The 21205-nt window shown below is 60.7% G+C and carries 17 protein-coding genes; 6 read left to right on the forward strand and 11 right to left on the reverse strand.

What is annotated here, in order from left to right:
- The first annotated feature begins 23 nt into the window (after positions 1 to 23).
- From pstB to phoB, 3 genes are all read left to right on the forward strand, one after another.
- The gene (pstB, locus tag ACQY6C_RS10305; RefSeq protein ID WP_427968452.1) at positions 24 to 770 is read left to right on the forward strand and encodes a phosphate ABC transporter ATP-binding protein PstB; all 747 of its coding nucleotides are present in this window, start codon (positions 24 to 26) and stop codon (positions 768 to 770) included.
- Complete coding sequence (gene phoU, locus ACQY6C_RS10310; protein WP_427968419.1) at positions 770 to 1438, forward strand: phosphate signaling complex protein PhoU; 669 nt, start codon at positions 770 to 772, stop codon at positions 1436 to 1438. Before pstB ends, phoU begins: the two co-directional genes overlap by 1 nt.
- Positions 1439 to 1506: 68 nt before the next feature.
- Positions 1507 to 2196: a phosphate regulon transcriptional regulator PhoB gene (phoB, locus tag ACQY6C_RS10315; protein ID WP_427968421.1), complete on the forward strand. Its 690-nt coding sequence runs from the start codon at positions 1507 to 1509 to the stop codon at positions 2194 to 2196.
- Between the two features lie 21 nt (positions 2197 to 2217).
- Here phoB and ACQY6C_RS10320 read toward each other — a convergent pair whose 3' ends face one another.
- Both ACQY6C_RS10320 and ACQY6C_RS10325 read right to left on the reverse strand, forming a co-directional pair.
- On the reverse strand, positions 2218 to 2943 hold the full coding sequence (locus ACQY6C_RS10320; protein WP_427968423.1) for an extensin family protein: 726 nt from the start codon (positions 2941 to 2943) through the stop codon (positions 2218 to 2220).
- 20 nt (positions 2944 to 2963) lie between these two features.
- Positions 2964 to 6548 (reverse strand): error-prone DNA polymerase, encoded by a 3585-nt coding sequence (locus ACQY6C_RS10325; RefSeq protein WP_427968454.1) that lies wholly within the window; start codon positions 6546 to 6548, stop codon positions 2964 to 2966.
- 178 nt (positions 6549 to 6726) lie between these two features.
- Between ACQY6C_RS10325 and ACQY6C_RS10330 the strand changes: the two genes are divergently transcribed.
- Entirely contained in the window at positions 6727 to 7119 is a 393-nt protein-coding gene (locus tag ACQY6C_RS10330; protein WP_427968425.1) for a PilZ domain-containing protein, read from the forward strand.
- An 80-nt stretch (positions 7120 to 7199) separates the two neighbouring features.
- Here ACQY6C_RS10330 and ACQY6C_RS10335 read toward each other — a convergent pair whose 3' ends face one another.
- The 4 genes from ACQY6C_RS10335 to ACQY6C_RS10350 all read right to left on the reverse strand — a co-directional run bounded on the left by ACQY6C_RS10335 (position 7200) and on the right by ACQY6C_RS10350 (position 11575).
- Positions 7200 to 7517, reverse strand: a complete 318-nt coding sequence (locus tag ACQY6C_RS10335) for a PilZ domain-containing protein (RefSeq protein ID WP_427968427.1) — start codon at positions 7515 to 7517, stop codon at positions 7200 to 7202.
- Between the two features lie 70 nt (positions 7518 to 7587).
- Entirely contained in the window at positions 7588 to 9138 is a 1551-nt protein-coding gene (locus ACQY6C_RS10340) for a Y-family DNA polymerase (RefSeq protein WP_427968429.1), read from the reverse strand.
- The gene (locus ACQY6C_RS10345) at positions 9089 to 9862 is read right to left on the reverse strand and encodes a recA-like protein (RefSeq protein WP_427968431.1); all 774 of its coding nucleotides are present in this window, start codon (positions 9860 to 9862) and stop codon (positions 9089 to 9091) included. The genes ACQY6C_RS10340 and ACQY6C_RS10345 overlap by 50 nt, the downstream gene beginning before the upstream one ends.
- Positions 9863 to 9997: 135 nt before the next feature.
- Complete coding sequence (locus tag ACQY6C_RS10350; protein ID WP_427968432.1) at positions 9998 to 11575, reverse strand: amino acid permease; 1578 nt, start codon at positions 11573 to 11575, stop codon at positions 9998 to 10000.
- Between the two features lie 140 nt (positions 11576 to 11715).
- On the opposite strand from ACQY6C_RS10350, the gene panB reads away from it, so the two are divergent.
- Positions 11716 to 12588, forward strand: a complete 873-nt coding sequence (gene panB / locus ACQY6C_RS10355) for a 3-methyl-2-oxobutanoate hydroxymethyltransferase (protein WP_427968434.1) — start codon at positions 11716 to 11718, stop codon at positions 12586 to 12588.
- 8 nt (positions 12589 to 12596) lie between these two features.
- Positions 12597 to 13670 carry a DUF475 domain-containing protein gene (locus ACQY6C_RS10360; RefSeq protein ID WP_427968436.1) on the forward strand — a complete coding sequence of 358 codons (1074 nt, stop codon included), beginning with the start codon at positions 12597 to 12599 and terminating at the stop codon, positions 13668 to 13670.
- On the opposite strand, the gene ACQY6C_RS10365 is transcribed toward ACQY6C_RS10360, so the two are convergent.
- Genes ACQY6C_RS10365 through ACQY6C_RS10385 form a run of 5 tightly spaced genes read right to left on the reverse strand, consistent with a single transcriptional unit; the run spans position 13642 to position 21178 of the window.
- Positions 13642 to 14607: a bile acid:sodium symporter family protein gene (locus tag ACQY6C_RS10365; RefSeq protein ID WP_427968438.1), complete on the reverse strand. Its 966-nt coding sequence runs from the start codon at positions 14605 to 14607 to the stop codon at positions 13642 to 13644. The two genes, ACQY6C_RS10360 and ACQY6C_RS10365, sit on opposite strands and share 29 nt — an antisense overlap.
- 17 nt (positions 14608 to 14624) lie before the next feature.
- The gene (locus ACQY6C_RS10370) at positions 14625 to 16274 is read right to left on the reverse strand and encodes a tetratricopeptide repeat protein (protein WP_427968440.1); all 1650 of its coding nucleotides are present in this window, start codon (positions 16272 to 16274) and stop codon (positions 14625 to 14627) included.
- 31 nt (positions 16275 to 16305) lie between these two features.
- Entirely contained in the window at positions 16306 to 17676 is a 1371-nt protein-coding gene (gene prsR / locus ACQY6C_RS10375) for a PEP-CTERM-box response regulator transcription factor (protein ID WP_427968455.1), read from the reverse strand.
- A complete protein-coding gene (gene prsK / locus ACQY6C_RS10380; protein WP_427968442.1) occupies positions 17676 to 19796 on the reverse strand; it encodes an XrtA/PEP-CTERM system histidine kinase PrsK in 2121 nt (706 codons plus the stop codon). Before prsK ends, prsR begins: the two co-directional genes overlap by 1 nt.
- A complete protein-coding gene (locus tag ACQY6C_RS10385; protein WP_427968457.1) occupies positions 19793 to 21178 on the reverse strand; it encodes a TIGR03013 family XrtA/PEP-CTERM system glycosyltransferase in 1386 nt (461 codons plus the stop codon). Before ACQY6C_RS10385 ends, prsK begins: the two co-directional genes overlap by 4 nt.
- Positions 21179 to 21205 lie beyond the last annotated feature (27 nt).

Genomic DNA, 21205 nt, shown 5'->3' on the forward strand with positions numbered 1-21205 from the left:
ACCTCGAGCAGACCGACGCCAAGATGAAGGCGACGAATGTCTCGGTCTATTACGGCGAGAAGCAGGCGATCGATGATGTTTCGATCGACATTCCCGCGCAATATGTAACAGCATTCATCGGCCCGTCCGGCTGCGGCAAATCAACATTCTTGCGCACCCTGAACCGAATGAATGACACAATCCCTTCGGCCCGTGTCGAAGGCAGGATCGAGCTCGACGGAGAGGACGTCTATGGCTCGGGCATGGATGTGGTCCAGCTCCGCGCACGAGTGGGTATGGTGTTCCAGAAGCCCAATCCCTTCCCCAAATCGATCTACGACAACATTGCCTATGGGCCCCGCATTCACGGATTGGCCGAGCGCAAGGATGAGTTGGACCAGGTTGTAGAAAACTCGCTCACCCGCGCAGGGCTGTGGGACGAGGTAAAGGACCGGTTGGCCGATTCGGGTACTGCGCTGTCCGGCGGGCAGCAGCAACGGCTTTGTATCGCACGCGCAATTGCCGTCGATCCCGAAGTCATCCTGATGGACGAGCCATGCTCGGCACTCGATCCTATCGCCACAGCCAAGATCGAAGAACTGATCGACGAGCTTTCGGGCCGATATGCTATCGTGATCGTCACGCATTCCATGCAGCAGGCCGCGCGCGTTTCGCAGCGCACCGCATTCTTCCATCTCGGCAAAATGGTGGAATATGGGCGGACTTCTGACATATTCACCAATCCGCTCGAACAGCGGACCCAGGATTACATCACAGGACGCTACGGCTGATGGCAGAACATACAGTAAAGGCATTCGACGAGGACATCACGCGCCTCCGCGGCCTGATCACGGAGATGGGTGGCCTCGCCGAAGTTGCGATCCAGGAATCGCTCGATGCCATGGTGCGCGGTGACGAAGAGCTCGCCGCCAAGGTGGTCAAGCGGGACAAGAAGATCGATGCGCTTGAATCCGAAGTGGACAAGCTGGCCGTGCGCATCATCGCCTTGCGCGCGCCGATGGCCGACGATCTGCGCGAGGTTATCGCCGCGCTGAAGATTGCCGGCGTGATCGAGCGCATCGGGGACTATTCGAAGAACATCGCCAAGCGCGTGGGAGAGATCGAGAGCCGCAAGCATTTCGAACCTCTGACCCTGCTCCCGGCGATGGGCGAACTGGCCGGCGAAATGGTGCATGATGTGCTCACCGCCTATGCGGCGCGCAATGCTGAGCTGGCGCTGGAAGTGATTGCGGCCGACGCCAAGGTCGATGCTTTCTACAACAGCATTTTCCGCAATGTTGTAAGCTACATGGTCGAAAATCCTGCCACGATTTCGAGTGCGGCGCAGCTGCTGTTCGTGGCGCGCAATATCGAGCGGATCGGGGATCATGCGACCAATGTTGCCGAAATGGTGCATTTCTCGGCGACCGGGCTTTATCCGCCCGATGAGGATCGTTGACATAAAACTGTAGCTTCGCCGTCATATTGGCGCCGTGACGACTAACGAAGCGAATGGGATAAGACGCAATGGCTGGCGCAAAGCTGCTCTTGGTAGAAGACGATCCGGCGCTATCAGAGCTGCTTGAATACCGTTTCCGTAACGAGGGATACGACGTTCGCTGTACGCCCGACGGCGATGAGGCACTGGTTCTGGCGAGCGAGGAGCTGCCCGACCTCATCATTCTCGACTGGATGATCGAAGGGACGAGCGGCATCGAAGTTTGCCGCCGCTTGCGCCGCGACAAGCAGACCGCCCATGTCCCGATCATCATGCTGACCGCGCGCGAAGCGGAAGACGACCGCATTCGCGGCCTCGAAACGGGCGCAGACGACTATCTGACCAAGCCCTTCAGCCCGCGCGAGCTGCTCGCCCGTGTTGCGGCGGTAATGCGCCGCATCCGCCCTGCCCTGGCCGGGGAATCGATTAAGGTTGGCGATCTTATGCTCGATCCGGTCGCACACCGCGTCCAGCGCAAGGGTCAGGATCTCCACTTGGGTCCGACTGAATACCGCCTGCTGCAATTCTTCATGGAGAGCCCGGGTCGGGTGTTCAGCCGCGGGCAGTTGCTCGACGGCGTTTGGGGCACAGGTAGCGATATCGAACTGCGTACGGTGGATGTGCATATCCGTCGACTTCGCAAGGCAATCGACGTGGGAGGCGGAAAGGACCCCATCCGTACCGTCCGTTCGGCAGGTTACGCGCTCGAAGCAAGATAGCGGTGCTCTCTCTTGCCGGGCCTACCGGCACGCGCTGCTCCAACGCGTTCCCTGATCGAGATGGAAATGGTTGGCATGCTTGGCGTTGTAGTCGGGCGATAGCACTGTCCTGAAGCTGTCACATGCTGCATCGCGGGCGGCCTTGAGAAAATCGCCCTTCTCGCCCTTGCCCCAATCCTGCAAAATGCTCACACGCCGCCCATCGCTGAGCACGAATGCGCGAATATCGATCGCATTGCCATGTGCGTGCTCGCTCCACGGGCCTGTTCTGCCCCCATTGATGCGGCGGCAACTATTGGTTCCAATATGCTCAATTCTCGTCACTTTTGTGCCGAGATGGGTTTGCGCCGCTTGCTGCAAGCCATGGCTTAGCCATATCTGTAGGCCCACGGCTACCGGACAGGTCGATATGGGCCGCGCGGGTGACATTGGTGCGCCTGTCATCTGCGTGCGGTCGGTAAGCGAACAGGGCCCCTCTCCCGTGGGGATAAGGTTGCGAAACGCGATTCCGCTGCGAGTGAGAGCGGCGCGGCATTGGCCCCTGTCCGTGGTGATTTCGGCCAGTTTCAGACCGGTCGCCAGTCCCGGCGGGTTGCGCACATCCAATGGAGCGAGCGGATTGTGCTGCGGATTCTGCTTGAGCCACATATAGCCTGCGAAACCGAGCGATATTACGATCAGCCACCCGATCGCTCGCCGATCCCCGGCAAATTTGCCGATCCGGCGTGATAGGTTCAAATTTTGCATGATCCCGCCCATCTTTCTGCCTAATGAAAATCGCGCGATGGTGGCAGCATACGCGGCAATATGCGCAGATTACGCGGGTGCCCGCGTGTTTCGGGCAGTTCGTCCGTCGGGCTACGCGACTTGAGCGGGCCCTGATGTTTCTCAGGCAACGGACTGCTCACATGGTCCGCCCGTGCGACAGGCGACGCCAGCAAATCGTCTGACAGAGCAAGCAGCGAAGCCGTGGCATCGGTCATGTGATGCGCAATCACGTGTATCACCTCGTCGTCATATTCCACTCGCCCGCGCACCTCCATGAGGCGGGCACCCATGACGACCCGGCGTTGTTTTTCTTTGATATCCGGCCAGACGACGAGATTAACGACTCCGGTTTCGTCTTCAAGGGTAATAAAGCACACGCCCTTGGCACTCCCCGGACGCTGACGGATCAGCACTATCCCCGCCACCTGTATCATGCTGCGATATTTGCGCTCTCTGAGGTCGCAGGCACGCACGAAGCCGCGTTCGGCGAGCGAAGCGCGCAGGAAAGCCATGGGATGCGCCTTCAGGCTTAGCCGCGCGGTCTGGTAATCGGCCACCACCTCTTCGGAGAGTGGCATATGCGGCAGTTGCGTACGACGCTTCTCCTCCCCTTCCTCGCGCGCGGCCGCTGCCGTGAAGAGCGGTAGGTCAGGCGCGGCGATCAGGCTGCGTGCATCCCACAGCGCCTGCCGACGCGGAAGTTCAAGCGAAGTGAAGCAATCGGCGCTGGCTAGCCGCTCTATATGCGCGGGCGAAAGCCCTGCCCTATCGCGCAGTTCGGCAACGTCGCGATAGAGGCCACCCGTTTCGCGCTCCGCCACCAGACGCGCCGCGACATGTTCGGGCACACCGTCGACCTGCCTCAGGCCGAGACGCAAGGCGATATGCTTGTCCGGACGGTCCTGATCCTCCCCGAAACGGCGAGAATTCTCCTCCAGCGTGCAATCCCACACCGACTGGTTCACATCTGCGGGCAGCACCGTGACCCCATGCTCGCGCGCATCACGCACGATCTGCGCCGGGGCATAGAAACCCATCGGTTGCGAATTGAGCAGCGCACAGGCGAAAGCAGCCGGAAAATGGCATTTGAGCCAGCTCGAAACATAGACCAGATGCGCAAAGCTGGCCGCATGGCTTTCAGGGAAACCATATTCGCCGAACCCCTTGATCTGGTTGAAACAGCGAGTGGCAAAGTCCGGGTCATAGCCGCGCGCGACCATGCGTCCGACCATCATATCCTCAAGTTCTTCCAGGTTCCCGCGCGAACGGAAGGTTGCCATGGCCCTGCGCAAGCGGTTGGCTTCCGTGCTGTCGAACTTCGCTGCATCGAGCGCAATCTTCATCGCCTGTTCCTGGAAGATCGGCACGCCCAGCGTGCGCTCCAGAATGCTCGAAAGCTCGTCCGGTGGACCGTGTTCAGGAGCCGGCGCAGGAATTTCGACCTTTTCCGCGCCCCGTCGCCGCTTGAGATAGGGGTGCACCATGTCGCCCTGGATCGGGCCGGGCCGGACAATCGCAACCTCGATCACCAGATCGTAGAAGCGCCGCGGGCGCAAGCGCGGCAGCATGTTCATCTGCGCTCGGCTTTCGACCTGGAACACACCAAGCGAATCCCCCTTGCACAGCATGTCGTAAACCTGCGTATCCTCGCGCGGGACAGTCGCCAGAGTCAGACGCTTTTCATAATGCAATTCAAGCAGATCGAGGCATTTCCTGATACAGGTCAGCATCCCTAGCGCCAGTACATCGACCTTGAGGATGCCAAGCGCGTCGATATCGTCCTTGTCCCACTCGATGAATGTGCGATCGGGCATGGCGCCATTGCCGATCGGCACGGTTTCGGTCAGCGCACCCTCGGTCAGGATGAACCCTCCGACATGCTGGCTGAGATGGCGCGGCATGCCGATCATCTGTTCGGCCAGTTTCAGCACGCGCTTGAGATGGGGATCACCAAGATCCATGCCGATCTCGGCAGCGTGTTTTCCGGCGACTTCGCTGCCATAACTGCCCCACACGGTGCGGGCGAGCGCGCCGGTGACATCCTCGGAAAGCCCCATCACCTTTCCTACCTCGCGGATCGCCATGCGCGGGCGGTAATGGATCACCGTGGCGCATAGTCCGGCACGGTGGCGGCCATATTTGTCATAGATGTACTGGATTACCTCTTCGCGCCGCTCATGCTCGAAATCGACGTCGATATCGGGCGGCTCCTTGCGTTCTTCGGAGATGAAACGATCGAACAGCAGTTGGTGCTTGGCCGGATCGACGCTGGTGATCTCCAGGCAATAACAGACGGCTGAATTGGCTGCGCTACCGCGCCCCTGGCACAGGATCGGCGGATCCTGCCCACGCGCATAATCGACGATATCCTTGATGGTAAGGAAATAGCGCGCCAGCCCCAGCTTGCCGATCAGCGCCAGCTCACGCTCCAGCGTCTTGCGCACGCTATCGGGCAAGCCTTCGGGGTAGCGCCGCTGCGCGCCCTTCCACGTCTCCGCTTCCAGGAATTGCTGCGGGGTCATACCGTTGGGATAGATCTCTTCGGGATATTCGTAGCGCAGCTCGTCGAGGTTGAAATGGCAGGCATCGGCCACTTCGCGCGCGGCAGTGATGGCATGAGGCCAGCGCGCGAACAGGTGCTCCATCTCCTGCGGGGATTTGAGGTGCCGTTCCGCATTGGCGTGGAGCAGGCTTCCGGCAGCAGCGACCGTGGTCTTGTGCCGGATCGCCGTCATCACGTCCTGCAACGGGCGGCGTTCGGGCGCGTGGTAATGCACGTCATTGGTGGCGAGCAGCGCGAGCCCGTTCGCCTGTGCCATTGCGTCGAGCCGAGTGATCCGCGCCACATCGTCCCCGCGGTAGAGATAGCTGGCGGCGATGTGTCGGAGTGTTGGGAGTTGACGGGTCAGGTGAGGAAGGAGTTCAACAAATGAAGCCTTCAGAGGCACCCTTTCCTCTTCGTCACCCCGGACTTGATCCGGGGCCCCACTTTCATTGGACAGGAGAGGGATCCCGGCGATCTGATGATCTTTGGGACCAGGATAACGGAAGGGAATTATGTTACTCTCGACCTTGATCGAGAATTCCGCCTCCAGATCCTCCGGTGGCAACAGGATCAGTTGCACATCCCCCTCGCCTTCCTTGGCGCTATGCGCGGCCAGCATGGAGAGCGAGATGTCGCAAGCGCCCTTGTCCTGCCATTCGCCGTCGATCCTGCTCATTCGTCCGGCGCTGACAAGGCGGCACAACCGCCCATAGGCCGCCCTGTCACGCGGATAGGCGAGGAAGGACAGCCCTTCGAGCGTTTCGATCCGTGCGCCGATCACAGGCCGCAATTTGAGCGCCTGCGCCTCCGCATGAATGCGCACCACGCCCGCCATGGAGTTGGCATCGGCGATCCCGATTGCGTCATAACCCAGCGCGCGGGCTGTAGCGACAAGGTCAACCGCATCCGACGCCCCGCGCAGGAAGCTGAAGCAGCTTGCCAGCCCCAACTCGACGAAAACCGCGCGCTGCGGCGCTTCAATCGTCGATGGATCGATCTTCAGTCTGCGCTTCTGAGGAGTCAAAGATGATTCGGGCATGGTTCGAATCCCGGAATCGATCCGGGTCAGATGGCTCATTCGTGTAAATGTTCCTTATATGTTCTTATAACGGAACTTGCCAGCCCTTGTGACGGCCGCGAGTTGAGCGACCTCACTTCAATCCGATCTTAACCTAATGGGGTGATGCCGGATCATTGATGGGCTCAGGGGACAAGATGTGGCGCTATTTCGCAGCCAGGCAGCAATAAGAAACGAAGATCGCCGCGCATCGCCACGCTACCGCGTCAACTGCCCTGCACAGCTCCACATGACGAGCGGAAACCGCCAGGGTTCACTCTATGACATCTCGCTCAACGGGGCCCGTTTCACCACCAGCAATCCGCCAGCTACGGGCACTTCGGGTCTGCTCGCGTGGAACACGCACGAGGCCTTCGGCAAGATCATCTGGTCAAACGAAGATGGTTGCGGGATCGAGTTCGAACGGCAGATTCCACAAGAGGCGATCGAGGAACTGACTGCGGCCAGTACCGGGCAGACCCGGCGCGCAGCCAATTTCGGCAATATCCCCATAGCCCGAAAGGGGCGCCGTGGACTGGTTTCAGGCAACTGATTTCATAGGGTATTTACAAGTCCTAAGGGCGTCCTCATCCTCAGACTACCACGCATCGTGATGCAATCGCCGGAGGCGGATCAGCCCAGGCCAGCACGCTTTTGCATCTGCAGCTTGTGCAGGTGATCGATCACCGCCTGGTGCATCTGACCTTCGAATTCGACGCCGGCATGATTGCCTTCGATCCAGACCACGATCCCGAGCGGAGCGCGAATACCGTCGACCTTGAGCGTTACGGTTTCGCCCAACTGGGCAAAGCCGTATCTGCCCTTCAGCTTGCAACCACCCTCGGAAACATCGATCAGTTCGACGAAGATCGAGCGCGAGCGCAACCGTCCCTCGACCAATATCTCGAGCAGTTTGCGTTCAAATTGACGCTTTCTTTCCGGCGCGTTCATGATGTCTGTTTGGCATAAATCCGTAAACGAATGATGATTCTGCAGCTGCAAATGCGAAAATTTCCGCTTTTCAAGCAAAGAATCCCTGCAGAAACCACAAGGGCAATCCCCCGCGCCCGTCGCCGATCACCCCGTGGCGATAAATCCAGTAACGCCGTCCCCGGTCATCCTCGACCCGGTAATAATCGCGCAGCCGCACATTCGAGCGTTCGCGCCACCATTCGGGCGCGATCCGTTCCGGCCCCTCGACACGTGCCACTTCATGCACATCGCCCCGCCAGCGAAACGCCTTGGGATAGCCATCGGGCGTGGCATAGAGCACTGCAATCGGTTCAGGACGGTCGAGGAGTTTCAGCGGGCGCCGGCGCAAGGCCAGTCCGCCTTGAGTCGCCGGTTCCGGATCGAGCGGTCCATGCCAGTGCTGCGCGCGTTCCGGAATATGGCTGGCATGCGGAACCGGACGGCGCACGGCCCCCTGCCCCAGTCGCACCGTCAGCCGGTCGAGACATGCCGCAAGCGAAGTGCCATGGACCTCTGCCCTCGCTTCGATATCGACCTGCTCCAGCGCCAGCGGTTCGGCCCAACTGGCGCGCAGCCGCACGGTCTCGATCCCGAAACCGGCATCGACATCCTCCAACCTGTCCGCGAACAACCGGCAGATATGCGCCGGATCGCGGGTCGCGACCGACAGTTCGAGCTGGCGCAGCACAACTTCGCCATCGACCCGCCACAGCCCCAGTTCGAGCCGCCGCGCCCCTACGCCTTGCCCCTCCAGCTCGCGCACCATGTCTTCGGCAAGATCCGCCAGCACCTGATCCAGCAGATCGCGATGGCGGATCGGCTCCATCAATCGCCGCTGCACCAGCGGCATCTTCTGCGGCACCACCGGCAGCAAGGGCTCGGGCAAATAGCCAAGCAATTGATCGAGCCGCAGCAGCGGATTGGAGGCAGGCGACTTGCGGTTACGGAAGCGGCGCTGCAGCGCATCACGGCCCTTTGCCGCACCGAAACGGGTGGTCAGGTCTCCCAGACGCTTGAGCCCCAGCCTGCGCAGCACGGTAATGACATCGCTATCGAGCCTGAGCGCAGCGACGGGAAGATCCGCAAGACGTACGACAGCATCCTCGCCCACCTCCAGGATCGAGGCACTCGCTCCAAAGTGAGCCAATGCCCATGCGGCCCCGGCGGTGGGTGCGATCGCGAAGCTGGCGGTGAGATCGCGCGCCGCGAAGGCCTTGCGTGCATCGGCAATCAGGCGTTGCTCGCCCCCGAAAAGATGCGCCACAGCGGTAACGTCCACCACCAGTCCGTCAGGCGGATCCATCGCGCTCCACGGCCCCCAGCGCTGTGCCCAGACCGCCAGTTTTTCCAGAAAAGCCAGATCGCCTGCCGGATCGGAGGGAACGGCCTTGACCTGCGGACACAAAGTGCGCGCATCGGCCAGCATCATGCCCGCGCGCGGACCGGTTTCGAGCGCAGCATCATTCACCGCATCCACCCGCGGGCCATGCGCAGTTTCGGCGATCAGCGCGATGGGTTGCGCATCCGCGCCCTCGCCTCGCTTCAGACCATTAGAGAGCCGCCAGCGATCGACTGCGAGCCGCGAGAGCCAGACTGCCATAATTCGGCGGGGTGGCTCGCATGGCTGCCGACGGGCTGGTGGCGGTGAGGCGTCCACCATCATCGCGCACAATCCATTCTCCGGGGGCATGAATACGCGCGCGGAACAGTTCGGCCTGCCAGGATGGCATGCCCGGTGCGGCCCGGTTCCAGCGCGGCGCTGGCGAAGCGGCGGACGCAACCCTCCAGCGCATCCGCGCCGACGAAAGATCCGCCTGTGCGTCGAGCCGCACCAGCCATAGCGGCACTCCGTGCTTTTCCGCCGCAAGGCTCAGCCGCCGCGATGCCGTGAAACTGAGCGCCTTGGGATTGCCGGCCATCTCACCCAGCACGAAAGCGAGATCACGGCAGCGCAACCCCTCTTCCAGCGCGAACAGAGCATCTTCGGGCGTTGCCGCTTCGACATGGATCAGGCGATGGCGCAGATTTTCGGGCAGGCCATGGCGGTAAGGCCGCCCGGTGAGCCTGACCGCGGCACGATCCTGCACCCACAGCACCTGACGCTGCTCCCCGCTCTCGGCGAGTGCCCCTGCCTTTCTGGCCTGTGCGGCCACGTCCAGCGCATCGCATGCCAGCGCCAGCGCGAAAGCCGCCCCGCTTGCCTCATCACTCTCCGCGAACAACTCGCTATGCGAAGGGCCAGACAGGCCGGGCCGCCAGCACTTCTCGCGCAGGGCTGCCAACGCAGCCACGTCACAGCTTTCGGTCAAGACAGGAAGGGACATGCAGGAACGAGTCATTTGTTCCTATTATGTTCCATATTCGGATGATTCGCAATGCGGCTGTAGAACGCACTGGAGAGCCCAAGGCAAAGGGGCCGCCCCATCGGGACAGCCCCACAATTACCAAGCAAGATCAATCTATTCTGCGGGAGGATGGATCGGAATAGAGGTTTCCTCACCCTCGATATCGTCCACAACCTCGACAATCCCGCGACCGAGATGGCTGTGCGAACGGCTGTAACCGACATAGACGACAATCCCAATCACGCTCCAGATCGGAAGGAACAGCATCGCCGAAATCGGCAAGTTCACAAACAGGAAAACGCACCCGAAAACCGTCAAAGGCCCGACAAGCCAAAGCGCCGGAACGCGGAACGGACGGTGCCGCGACGGATCGTTACGCCGAACCAGCATGACTGCAAAAGCAACCATGGCAAAAGCATAAAGCGTTCCTGCATTGGAAATGTCGGCAAGCTGGCCAACCGGGAAGAAGGCCGCTCCGACCGCCACCGCGAGACCAGTGATGATGGTAACCACATGCGGAGTCTTGAAGCGCGGATGCACCGCACTGAGCTTCTCGGGCAGCAGACCGTCACGGCTCATCACGAAGAAGATGCGCGTCTGCGCAAAAATCAGAACGAGGATGACCGAAGGCAACGCAAGGAAAGCGGCAATGCCAAGCATGTTGCCGATCCCGGAAAAACCGATCTGCCGCAGCACATGCGCCAGCGCTTCATCGGAACACACCAGCGCACCGGCATATTCGGGAAGTGCGCACTGCCGCGCCAATTCTTCCGAACCGGCCGGAAATGGAATTCCGCCTGGGCCCATGATCGGCTGTCCGCCAATTGTGCCGATCGCTCCGGCTGCAACCAGGATGTAGAAAACCGTACAGAACAACAGCGACCCGACCAGGCCAATCGGAACGTTGCGTTGCGGGTTCTTGGTTTCCTCCGCCGCAGTCGAAACTGCATCGAAGCCGACATAGGCAAAGAACATCGTTGCCGCCGCGCCAACCGCGCCGACCCCGCTGCCCCATCCGCCGAACAGGCCTGCGGGCAGGAACGGATTGAACCGCTCGGGAGAGAAATCAGAGCTGGTCAGCGTAAGCGCAATGAAGGCCGTAAGCGCGGTTACCTTGATGGCCACGAGGATCGCGTTGACCTTGGCGCTTTCGCTGGTCCCGATCACCAGCAATCCGGTAACAAGCAACGCAATGACCAATGCGGGCAAATTGATGAACCCGCCTTCGGCTCCGCCCAATGCCAGCGGGCCGGCTGCAAGCCATGACGGTAAATCCACACCCATGAATTCATGCAGGATCGTACCCGAAAAATAGCCGGACCAGCCAACCGACACCGCGCTGGCGGCGATCGCATATTCCATGATCAGGCCCCAGCCGACCGTCCAGGCAAGAAACTCGCCCATCGATGCATAGCTGTATGTGTAGGCACTGCCAGCGACCGGGATCATTGCGGCAATCTCGGCATAGCACAGCGCTGCAACGATACAGACCGTACCGGCAATGGCGAATGCCAACATCAGGCCCGGCCCCGCCTTCTGTGCGCCTGCGGCAGTCAGCACGAAAATTCCGGTGCCGATGATACACCCAATGCCGAACAGCATGAGCTGGATTGCACCCAACGAACGGTGCAGCGATTTCTTCTCCGCGGTCGCCAAAATGGCGTCCAGCGGTTTTACGCGATCAAGGATCATAAAAGGCTTCCCTTTGCACGAGAGCCCGGCGCCAACAGCGCGGCTCCCCCTCCATGGGCGGGAGGCTAACGCTAACGGACAGCAACGCAAGGCGAATATGCGCCCTTTCCCCGCATTCGCACCGAGTCTACAAGCGCCTCATGTCCACCACATTCCAACTCGACACATCGACCAGCCGCGCCAATCCCACTCCGCAGCCGATGCGGCGGCTGACCGTGCCGCGCATTCGCGAGCGCAAGCAGGACGGCGTAACGGCAGATCCTCTGGTGATGCTGACCGCCTACACAGCCAGGCAGGCACAGCTTCTGGACAAGCATTGCGACCTTCTGCTGGTGGGGGATTCGCTCGGCCAGGTAATCTACGGCCTACCCTCTACTGTGCCCGTCACGCTTGAGATGATGGCCAATCATGGCGCAGCGGTAGTGCGCGGTTCCTACCATTCGGTGGTGGTGATCGATATGCCATTCGGCTCATATGAGGCTTCCAAGGAGAAAGCCTTCGAAAGCGCATCCTACCTCCTCAAGCAGAGCGGCGCAGCTGCAGTGAAGCTCGAAGGCGGGCAGGCGATGGCCGAGACCGTGGCTTTCCTCAACCAGCGCGGGATACCGGTAATGGGCCATGTCGGGCTCACGCCGCAGGCCGTCAACGTGCTCGGAGGCTATGCAGCCCGCGGGCGCAGTGACGCCGAAGCGGACAAGATCGTGAGCGATGCCAGGGCGCTCGACGAAGCAGGTGCATTCGCCATCGTCATCGAAGGCGTCGTCGAACCGATCGCGATCGAAGCAACCAAGGCCGTATCCTGCCCCACCATCGGGATTGGCGCTTCCGCGCATTGCGACGGCCAGGTTCTGGTGACCGAGGATATGTTGGGCATGTTCGAACGTGTTCCCCGCTTCGTGAAGCGCTACGAAGATATCGCCGGAATCATCGAGAAGACGGTAGCTACCTATGCCGAAGAGGTGCGCGCGCGCAGCTTCCCCGGTGAAGAGCAAACCTACCAGCCCAAGGCCTGATCCGACCAATGAACACCTTCCTGCGATTCTACGGCTTTTCGCTGGTCTTCACGCTGGTCTGCTCCGCGCTGGCCGTTTGGTATGGCTGGTACGCGACCGGCACGCTGGTCGGGACCGCACAAGTTCTGTGGATCGTGCTGATCCTGTCAGTACTCGAGATCTCGCTCAGCTTCGACAATGCGGTGGTGAACGCTTCCGTCCTCAAGGAGATGGACGAAATCTGGCAAAAGCGCTTCCTCACCTGGGGTATCGCATTTGCTGTGTTCGGAATGCGGATAGTTTTCCCACTGGCGATCGTCGCGATTGCGGCTGGATTGGGACCGATGGAGACAGTTCGCCTCTCGCTCAACGAGCCGCAGGAGTATGAGCGCATCGTCAGTTCCGCCCATGTTGGGATTGCCGGTTTCGGTGGCGCTTTTCTGGCCATGGTGGGTCTCAAATTCTTTTTCGACCGCGACAAGAAGCTCCACTGGATCACGACGCTTGAGAAATGGCTGTCAAAGTTCGGTGCCCTGCCCGCCGCGGAGATTGCTCTGCTGCTGCTAGCCTTATGGGGCATGTCCACTCTGCTGGCACCGGACGAAGCGCTGACCTTCCTGATTTCGGGAATACTTGGCCTCGTCACATTCATAGCAGTCGAAGGGATCAGCGCGATCCTTGAGATGAAGGAGGAAGCCGCTCGAATGCATGGCGCAGTGGTTCGCAGCGGATTGGGCGGCTTCCTTTACCTTAATGTGCTCGACGCAAGCTTCAGTTTTGACGGGGTCATCGGCGCCTTTGCGCTTTCCAACAATATGGTCGTGATTGCGCTGGGCCTGTCCATCGGCGCGATGTTCGTGCGGTCGATGACAATCCATCTGGTCCGCAAGGGCACGCTGGCACAGTATCGTTTTCTTGAGCACGGCGCATTCTGGGCAATCATTGTGTTGGGTGCGATCATGCTGGTTTCCGCCAAGGTGCACATTCCCGAGACCATTACCGGCCTGATCGGCGCTATCCTGATCGGTCTGTCATTCTGGTGGTCAGTCAGGATCAATCGGGCAGAAGACGGCGTTAGATCCTCTGCCGATCCAGTGCACTAGCCAGCGGCGCTGCAAGCACCAACTGCATCAGGTGATAGAGCAGCAGCGGTGCGATCACGAATCCGGCGACATCGGGCACGAACAGGATCGCGGCAAGCGGCGCCCCGATCGCCACGCTCTTTTGTGCACCGGCAAACAGGAAGGCTATGCGGTCGGCGCGAGGCAATCCAAGAACACCGCCTGCAAACCACGTCAGCACATGGGCCAGCAGCAGGAACCCTAAGACCAAGCCAAACAGGCTGGCCCAGTCCCAGCCGCTAAACATCTGCATCAGGCCCTGTTCGACTGCGCCCGAAAAGGCGACATAGACCGCGATCCCGATCACAACGCGATCGAGCCACACGATTTTCGCCCTACGCTCGATGATCCATTCTCGGCTCCAGCCCTGCAGCGCCTGACCAATGGCGAAGGGGAGCAGCAGGATCATCCCAATCCGCACGATCGCTTCATGGCCCAGCGCGCCTACTTCACCCCCGCCCAGCAGTGCGAACAGCGGCGCGGTCACGAATACGCCCAGAATGTTGATCAGCGCCGCGCCCACCACAGATAGCGCGATATTGCCACCGGCCAGACTGGAATAGGAAATCGCCGATTGAATCGTGGAAGGCAGAGTTCCGAGATAAAGGAACCCCAGCGCCACAAGTGGCGGAAGTAATCCGGTGGCCAGCCACGATACCCCTAGCCCGGCCAATCCCATTACACCGAATACCCACAGGGCAAGCGGGAGGAAGAACCGCCAATTGACGAAACCGCGCAGGATCTCTCCACGTGCAATCCGCATCCCGTTGACCAGGAACAGCAGGAAGATCGCCACACTGGCGATCTGCTGCGCCTTGCCGCGCAATTCGCCCTCAGCCGGCCAGATGAATGCCAATGCGGTTGCAATCGCGAGTACCGCGATCATCGGATCGGCCAGCAGGGAGAGGCGAGAGCGCATTGCGCGCCCTTGCCGTGCTAACGCTTCGCTGTCGAGTGCGCCTTGACCACCAATGCCCTGCCCGGTTGGATGTAATGAGCACGCTGGGCAAATTTTGCGGCGCCATCCTTGTCACCCAAAGAAGCGGCAACCTTTGACCGCAGCTCCAGGATTTGCGGATCGCGCCCAGCCCCCATTGCAATGGCGTGGTCGAGCAACAGTGCCGCTTGATTCCAGCTTTTGCGCTCGGCAAACAATTTGCCAAACAGGCCTGCCGCTTCGGCATTGCCCGGATCGCTGCTAACCTGCGCAGCAAGGATTGCATCCGCTCTATCTGTCTGCCCGGATGCGCGATAGGTTGCGATCATGCGGCGCGCGAGCGGCCAAGACAGTCGTACTGCTGCTGAAGCGCGGTAGCGTTCCAGCGCCGTCTCGAAGTCCTTGCGCGCCATTTGCGCGTCACCTGCAAGGCTCAGTGCATCGGCAGAACCGCCGTATCGCAGACTGAACGCCTCTGCCCGGCGAGCGGCTTCGTCATTCCGTCCTTCAGCGATCAAGCTGCGCACTTCCTGCAGGGCGGCTGCGCGCTCGGTCAGACCGTCATCGATAATAGGCACGAGACTTCCGGGCCGCCTCTGTGCAGCGCGATCGAGATATAATGCCGCCGCTTCGCGATCGCCCAGCGCTTCGTGGGCGCGCGCAACAAGCACCATCAAATATGGCGAAGCATCGGGGCGTTTGGCAGGCTCCGCGAAACGATGGACCAACTCTTGTTCGCTTCGCCCAAGCAGCAGCGCGCGCGCCAGCAGCACCTGCACGCGGCGGTTGTCCGGCTGACGCTCCGCGAGTTCAACGAGTGTCTGTGCGGCGCTGCCATGATTGCCATTCTCGAGATCGATGAGAGCGGAAAGCAGCATGGCTGCGGGAACCTTGCGCTCCAGATTGCCGCTCCGCTGGAGCAGTGACCGCGCAAGAACGGACTTGCCCGCGCGCGCGGCCAGCACTGCCTGCAGGAAATGCACTTGCGGATTGGCGGGATCTACTTTGGCAAGTTTGCGAACTGCGAGCAGCAGTTCCTCAGCGCGCCCAAGCTCGCCCAGAGTTGCGGCATAGTCTGCCAGCGCCCCTGGATTGTCTGGCGCGATGTCGAGAGCGGCCTCGAACCATGGCAGCGCCGCTTGCAATCCGTAAGCATCGCTCACCAGCTGTCCGCGAAACTGCAAAGCAAGAGGATCGCGGGGGCCAAGCTCTACAGCGTGTTCGGCCGCTTCGAGCGCCTGGATCTGTTCGCCACCACTATAGCGCAACCGCCCGATGTCGACCCAAAGCTCTGGCTCGTCGGGATTTTCGGCCAGGGCATGGTCGAATGCCACGCCTGCCGCTTGCAGGTTGCTCGACGCCATCTCCAGCCTGCCAAGCATGTGGAAGCCATGCTCGCGCGTTTTGGGCGAGAAGTCCTGCGGGCCGAGCCATTCGCGCGCTTCGGACAGTTTGCCTTGCGCCAGTTCCGCTTCGCCCAGATAGGCCGCCACATCGGCATTGGGCACGCCATTCTTTAGCGCAGCTTGCAAGGCGATTTCAGCGGCAAGCGCATCGCCGCTGGCCAGCCTCGCCTTCGCCAACTCAACCGGATCGGTCGGAGCCTCGTCCTGCTTGCAGCCGGACAGGGCCAGTGCAGCGACCAGCAAACTGGCAGTAAAGGCTTGCCGAAAGACCGTGTCAGGCCTGCAAGTCATACTGCTTGAGCAGATCGTAGAGCGTCGGGCGGCTGATCCCCAACAACTTGGCGGTGCTTGAAATATTGCCCTCGGTGCGAGCCAAGGCGTGGCGTATCACCCGGCGGTCGGACTGTTCACGCGCGCTCTTCAGGTTCAGCGCGCAGGGCTGGTCGTCCTCATCCTCGCTAGCGTCGAAGTCGAGATCTTCCGCGCTCACCAACTTGCCATCGGCCATAATGACCGCGCGCTTCACCCGGTTTTCCAGCTCGCGCACATTGCCCGGCCAGTTCCATGCATCGATCGCCGCCAGCGCATCGGGCGCGAAGCCGGTCACCTGCGGATTCATTTCCGCCGCAAAACGCATCAGGAAGGATTTGGCCAGCAAGACGGCGTCACCGGGCCGCTCCGCAAGCGTCGGGATCTTCACCACGATCTCCGCCAGGCGGTAGAACAGATCCTCGCGGAACCCACCGGCAGCGATCATTGCTTCAAGGTCCTGATGGGTGGCGCAGACGATCCGCGTGTTGACCGGAATTTCCTTACGGCCGCCGATCCTCTCAATCGTGCGTTCCTGCAGGAAGCGCAGCAATTTGACCTGAAGCGGCAGCGGAATGTCGCCCACCTCGTCAAGAAACAGCGTTCCACCGTCGGCGCTTTCGATCTTGCCTTCGGTGGTTTTGACAGCACCGGTAAACGCGCCCTTCTCATGACCGAACAGCTCGCTTTCGAGCAGGTTTTCAGGGATCGCTGCGCAGTTGATCGCAATGAATGGACCGTCACGACGATTGCTGGCATCGTGCAGGCCGTGCGCCAGCAGTTCCTTGCCGGTCCCGCTTGCTCCCAGCAGCATGACCGAAACGTTGGTGTCGGCGACACGCTCGATCGTGCGCGCGACTTTCGCCATTTCCGGTGCGCCGGTTACCAGCCTGCCGAGCACGGTCTTTTCCTCGCCCACACGCTCGCTCAAGCGGCGGTTTTCCAGCTCAATCTCATGCAGATTGAAGGCTCGTCGTACGATCAGCCCGAGCGCCTCAATATCGACCGGCTTCTGGTAGAAGTCATATGCGCCGCGCTCGATCGCCTGAAGCGCACTTTCGCGTGCGCCATGGCCCGATGCAACGATCACCTTGGTATCGGGCTTAAGCTCCATGATAGCATCAAGCACGGCAAAGCCTTCGCTCGTTCCGTCGGGATCGGGCGGCAAGCCCAGATCAAGCGTGACAACGGCAGGTTCATGCGCCCGCAGCGCGGTTATCGCGCTTTCGCGATTCAGCGCCGGCACGACCTCGAAATCGTCATAGGCCCACTTGAGTTGGGCCTGCAGTCCCTCGTCATCCTCGACCACCAGCAATACGGGTTTCTTCTCGGCCATCATGCCACCTCGTTGCGATTTGCTGTTTCAATGGAGTTTATGCCGCCCGAAACATCACGCGGCAGAGACACTATGAAGCGGGTGCCCACGCCTTCGCGCGATTCCACACTCAGACGGCCGCCCATCGCACGGACCAGTTCGCGCGCTTCGAAGGCGCCGATGCCAAACCCGCCATTCTTCGACGAGACGAAGGGCTTGAACAATCCGTTGCGGATAAAGCCGGGGGCCATGCCCTTGCCCGCATCGATGATTTCGATGCGACCATTCAGCCCATCGGACGCGACATCAAGATAGACCGGCGCCTCGGGCGGGCTGGCGTCAATCGCATTCTGAAGAAGATGAACCAGCGCCTGGTCGAGCGCTTCAACGTCTACGGATACCAGACAGGATTCAGCGCGAGTGACTTCGACCGGGTGGCTGCCGCGGAAACGTGCAGCCAGCTCCTTGGCGACCGCAGTGAGATCGACCGCCTGCTTCGCATGTACCTGCCCTGCTCCATATCTGCCGAGCCGGGCGAGTAGCGCGTTGAGCTTGTCGGCACTGTTGCGCAGAGTCACCAGCATGTCCGCGCGGAAATCGGGATTGTCGGCGTGCTTCTCTGCATTGCGGGCAAGCAGAGAGAGCTGGCTGGCCAGGTTCTTGATATCGTGCATCACGAACGCGATGCGGCGGTTAAACTCGTCGAACCGGCTCGCTTCCAGCAGCGCCTGCTGCCCTGCCTGCTCAGCCAGATAGCTGGCGAGCTGCTGGCCCACGACCTTGAGCAGGTCGAAGTCCTCCCAATCAAGCGAACGCTCTGCGCTTGGCCTCGCAAGCACAACAGCCCCCACCAGGCGGTCGAAGTGCAGCAAGGGCACCACCGCCCAGACGCTTTTCTCATTCAGCATCCACGCAGGTACGAGCTCAGCCTCACCGCGCAAATTTACTCCGTCGCGAACCTTGTCGAGATCGAGGATGAAACTCTCCTGCTCAAGCAATCCGGCAAGGTTGAATGTCGCTGCAATTGCAGGCACTTCAATCGAAGGCCAATTCCACCGCGCGACCAGTTCAAGCTCCGCTTCCTCGTTAGGCGCAAGCAGGAGCCCTGCCGGACTGTCGGTGATGTCTGCCAGCGCTTTGACGGCACGCTCGTGGAAGCTCTGCTCGCCAGAGCCCCCTTGGCTGATCGTGCGCGTGAAGCGCAGCCACTCGCTGCGATAATCGTAGCGATGCTGGAACAGATGCTTGATCGCCGTAACCCGCAACCAGCTTCGTGCGCGCTGCGAAGGTAGCCAGGCGACTGCCGCAATACTTGCTGCGATCAGGAAACTGACTTGCGCCGCCCGCCCGAAATTGCCGCCCAGCATGGGGAGCGACTGTGCCACGAGCAGCATCACAAGCAGATATGCGCCGATCAGGAGCAGCGAAAGCGTCTGGAAAGTAACCGCGCGTGACGGGCGGAATTGCAACCCTGCCGAAGCCGAATTGGCTCCGAAAGCCAGAAGCAGCATGGCAACGCCTGCGAACAGGCCACGCACCGCCAGCAGAATCGCCGGAGTCTCGCCCCCCATATAGGCGATAGCGAACAGGTTCAGATCGAAGCCCCAGATGAGCGCGAGCGCAATGGCACTCCAGCGCAACAGCTGCCGTGAAGACGTTGCAGCACCTGCATAGAGATTGTGCAACAGCACCAGAGCGCCGATCGCCACCAGCATCTGCAATAGCACCGAGCTCTGGAACGTCAGCAGGACGATCTGCGGCGCGACCGCAAAACGTTGCATCACAAGCAAGAGGACGGGCTGCAGCAATGTAACGAAACCGAGCGAAAGGACGACTGGCTTAATAGCCGACATGCTCTCGTCACGGCCGTCATTGCCAAACAGGCGGAACAACAGGAAGATCAGTCCGAGATTGCGTGCCGTGGCGAATAGCTGAGCCGCCGGAGCGACCGGTTCGATCGCCGTTGCCACGGCGCACCACAATCCGGTCAGTGCGATCGCGGCGATTGCCGCAGGACGGTCCGACCGGCGACGATCACCTTGCCCAATGATCCAGAACAGAGCGACGGCGCATGCCACCGCGCCGGCCAGATGGCCGAAGAAGCCCAGAACGGCGAGGAACTGAGGCGACGCCAGAATCATCGCGCACCTTCGGGCCAGAGGATTACACGGACTGTCTGGAGCAGGATCACCAAGTCGAGAAACGGCGTGTAGTTCTTCGCATAATAGAGATCGAACTCGAGCTTCTTGCGCGAATCTTCGGTCGACGCGCCATAGGGATAGTTGATCTGCGCCCAGCCCGTGATGCCCGGCTTGACCATGTGCCGTTCTGCATAGAACTGAAGCTCACTTTCGAGGTTTGATACGAACTGCGGGACCTCGGGGCGCGGACCGACAAAGCTCATATGGCCCATCAGTACGTTCCAGGTTTGTGGCAGCTCATCGATCCTGACCTTGCGGATGAAGCGCCCGATACGCGTTACGCGCGGATCGTTTTCCGCCGCCCATTGGGCTCCGTCCTTCTCGGCATCGGTGCGCATCGAGCGGAGTTTGACGAGATTGAAGTTCTGTCCATAGAGCCCCACTCGCTGCTGGCGAAAGAATGCCGGCCCCTTGCTGTCGAGCTTCACCAGGAGCGCAAAAACCAGGATGACCGGCAGCGTGAAGAACAGCAGCAAGGAACTGGCGAGGACATCGAACACGCGTTTAGCCGCGCTCGAGAACATCCGGCCCGAAGAAAATCCGTCGGAAAAGATCAGCCAGCTTGGGTTGAGTGTATCGAGATCGACGCGCCCGGTCTCGCGCTCCATGAAGCTGGAGAAATCGTTCACGTGTACGCCTTTGGTCTTGATCCGCAGCAGATCCTTCAAAGGCAGCGCATTGCGCCTTTCCTGCATAGCCAGCACAACTTCGCTCACACCCAGATTCTCGACGAAGCGCCCCAGATCGTGAATCGCACTGCGCGGGATTGCTTCTTCGACCACGCGGTCGCCGTCGCTCATGGCCAAATAGGCAACCACTGCAAAACCGCACTCTGGCTTTTCGCCGAGCTTGCGCACACGCTGCGCGCGGTCACCGGAGCCCAGAACCATGACGCGGCGCCGGAAGGCCGAGGATCCGAGGAAACTGTTGAGGAACATCCGGTCTGCAACCATCAGCCCGGCTGTGAAAATCATCGTATAGAATAGCGTCGAGCGCCAAAACGTCTGGCTGGCGAGAACAAACTCGACCATCGCCAGCGCAAGAATCGCGAGGCTGATCGCAACAAGCAGGCGGGCCCCGGCATAACGCAAGGATCGCAGCGCGTTTGGCCCATAAACGCCGACCGAGATCATCGCCAGCCAGACCACCAGCGCCGAACCGACCAGTGATTGCCACCGCTCGGTCAGCGAGCCTGGATCCATACCGATTTGCGAGGCGCGCAATTGCCACGCCAATTCGCCCGCGAGCATCAGCAGGGCAAAATCCAGCAGGCCGAGCAGGATCACGGCGTGCGGGATGTAGTGTTTGAACAGGCGGATCATTGGCCTCGGTCTCATCAAAAATCTGAT

It is taken from the genome of Altererythrobacter sp. (assembly GCF_050299635.1).
Taxonomy (GTDB): Bacteria; Pseudomonadota; Alphaproteobacteria; order Sphingomonadales; family Sphingomonadaceae; genus Erythrobacter.

Bases quoted from the DNA above. Each gene is read 5' to 3' on its own strand.
- ACQY6C_RS10345 (WP_427968431.1), bottom strand. From the start codon at position 9,862: ATGTCCCTTCCTGTCTTGACCGAAAGCTGTGACGTGGCTGCGTTGGCA.
- panB (WP_427968434.1), top strand. From the start codon at position 11,716: ATGTCCACCACATTCCAACTCGACACATCGACCAGCCGCGCCAATCCC.
- phoU (WP_427968419.1), top strand. From the start codon at position 770: ATGGCAGAACATACAGTAAAGGCATTCGACGAGGACATCACGCGCCTC.
- ACQY6C_RS10320 (WP_427968423.1), bottom strand. From the start codon at position 2,943: ATGCAAAATTTGAACCTATCACGCCGGATCGGCAAATTTGCCGGGGAT.
- ACQY6C_RS10385 (WP_427968457.1), bottom strand. From the start codon at position 21,178: ATGATCCGCCTGTTCAAACACTACATCCCGCACGCCGTGATCCTGCTC.
- ACQY6C_RS10325 (WP_427968454.1), bottom strand. From the start codon at position 6,548: ATGCCCGAATCATCTTTGACTCCTCAGAAGCGCAGACTGAAGATCGAT.
- ACQY6C_RS10365 (WP_427968438.1), bottom strand. From the start codon at position 14,607: ATGCGCTCTCGCCTCTCCCTGCTGGCCGATCCGATGATCGCGGTACTC.
- pstB (WP_427968452.1), top strand. From the start codon at position 24: ATGAAGGCGACGAATGTCTCGGTCTATTACGGCGAGAAGCAGGCGATC.
- phoB (WP_427968421.1), top strand. From the start codon at position 1,507: ATGGCTGGCGCAAAGCTGCTCTTGGTAGAAGACGATCCGGCGCTATCA.
- ACQY6C_RS10340 (WP_427968429.1), bottom strand. From the start codon at position 9,138: ATGGCAGTCTGGCTCTCGCGGCTCGCAGTCGATCGCTGGCGGCTCTCT.
- ACQY6C_RS10350 (WP_427968432.1), bottom strand. From the start codon at position 11,575: ATGATCCTTGATCGCGTAAAACCGCTGGACGCCATTTTGGCGACCGCG.
- prsR (WP_427968455.1), bottom strand. From the start codon at position 17,676: ATGGCCGAGAAGAAACCCGTATTGCTGGTGGTCGAGGATGACGAGGGA.
- ACQY6C_RS10335 (WP_427968427.1), bottom strand. From the start codon at position 7,517: ATGAACGCGCCGGAAAGAAAGCGTCAATTTGAACGCAAACTGCTCGAG.
- prsK (WP_427968442.1), bottom strand. From the start codon at position 19,796: ATGATTCTGGCGTCGCCTCAGTTCCTCGCCGTTCTGGGCTTCTTCGGC.
- ACQY6C_RS10360 (WP_427968436.1), top strand. From the start codon at position 12,597: ATGAACACCTTCCTGCGATTCTACGGCTTTTCGCTGGTCTTCACGCTG.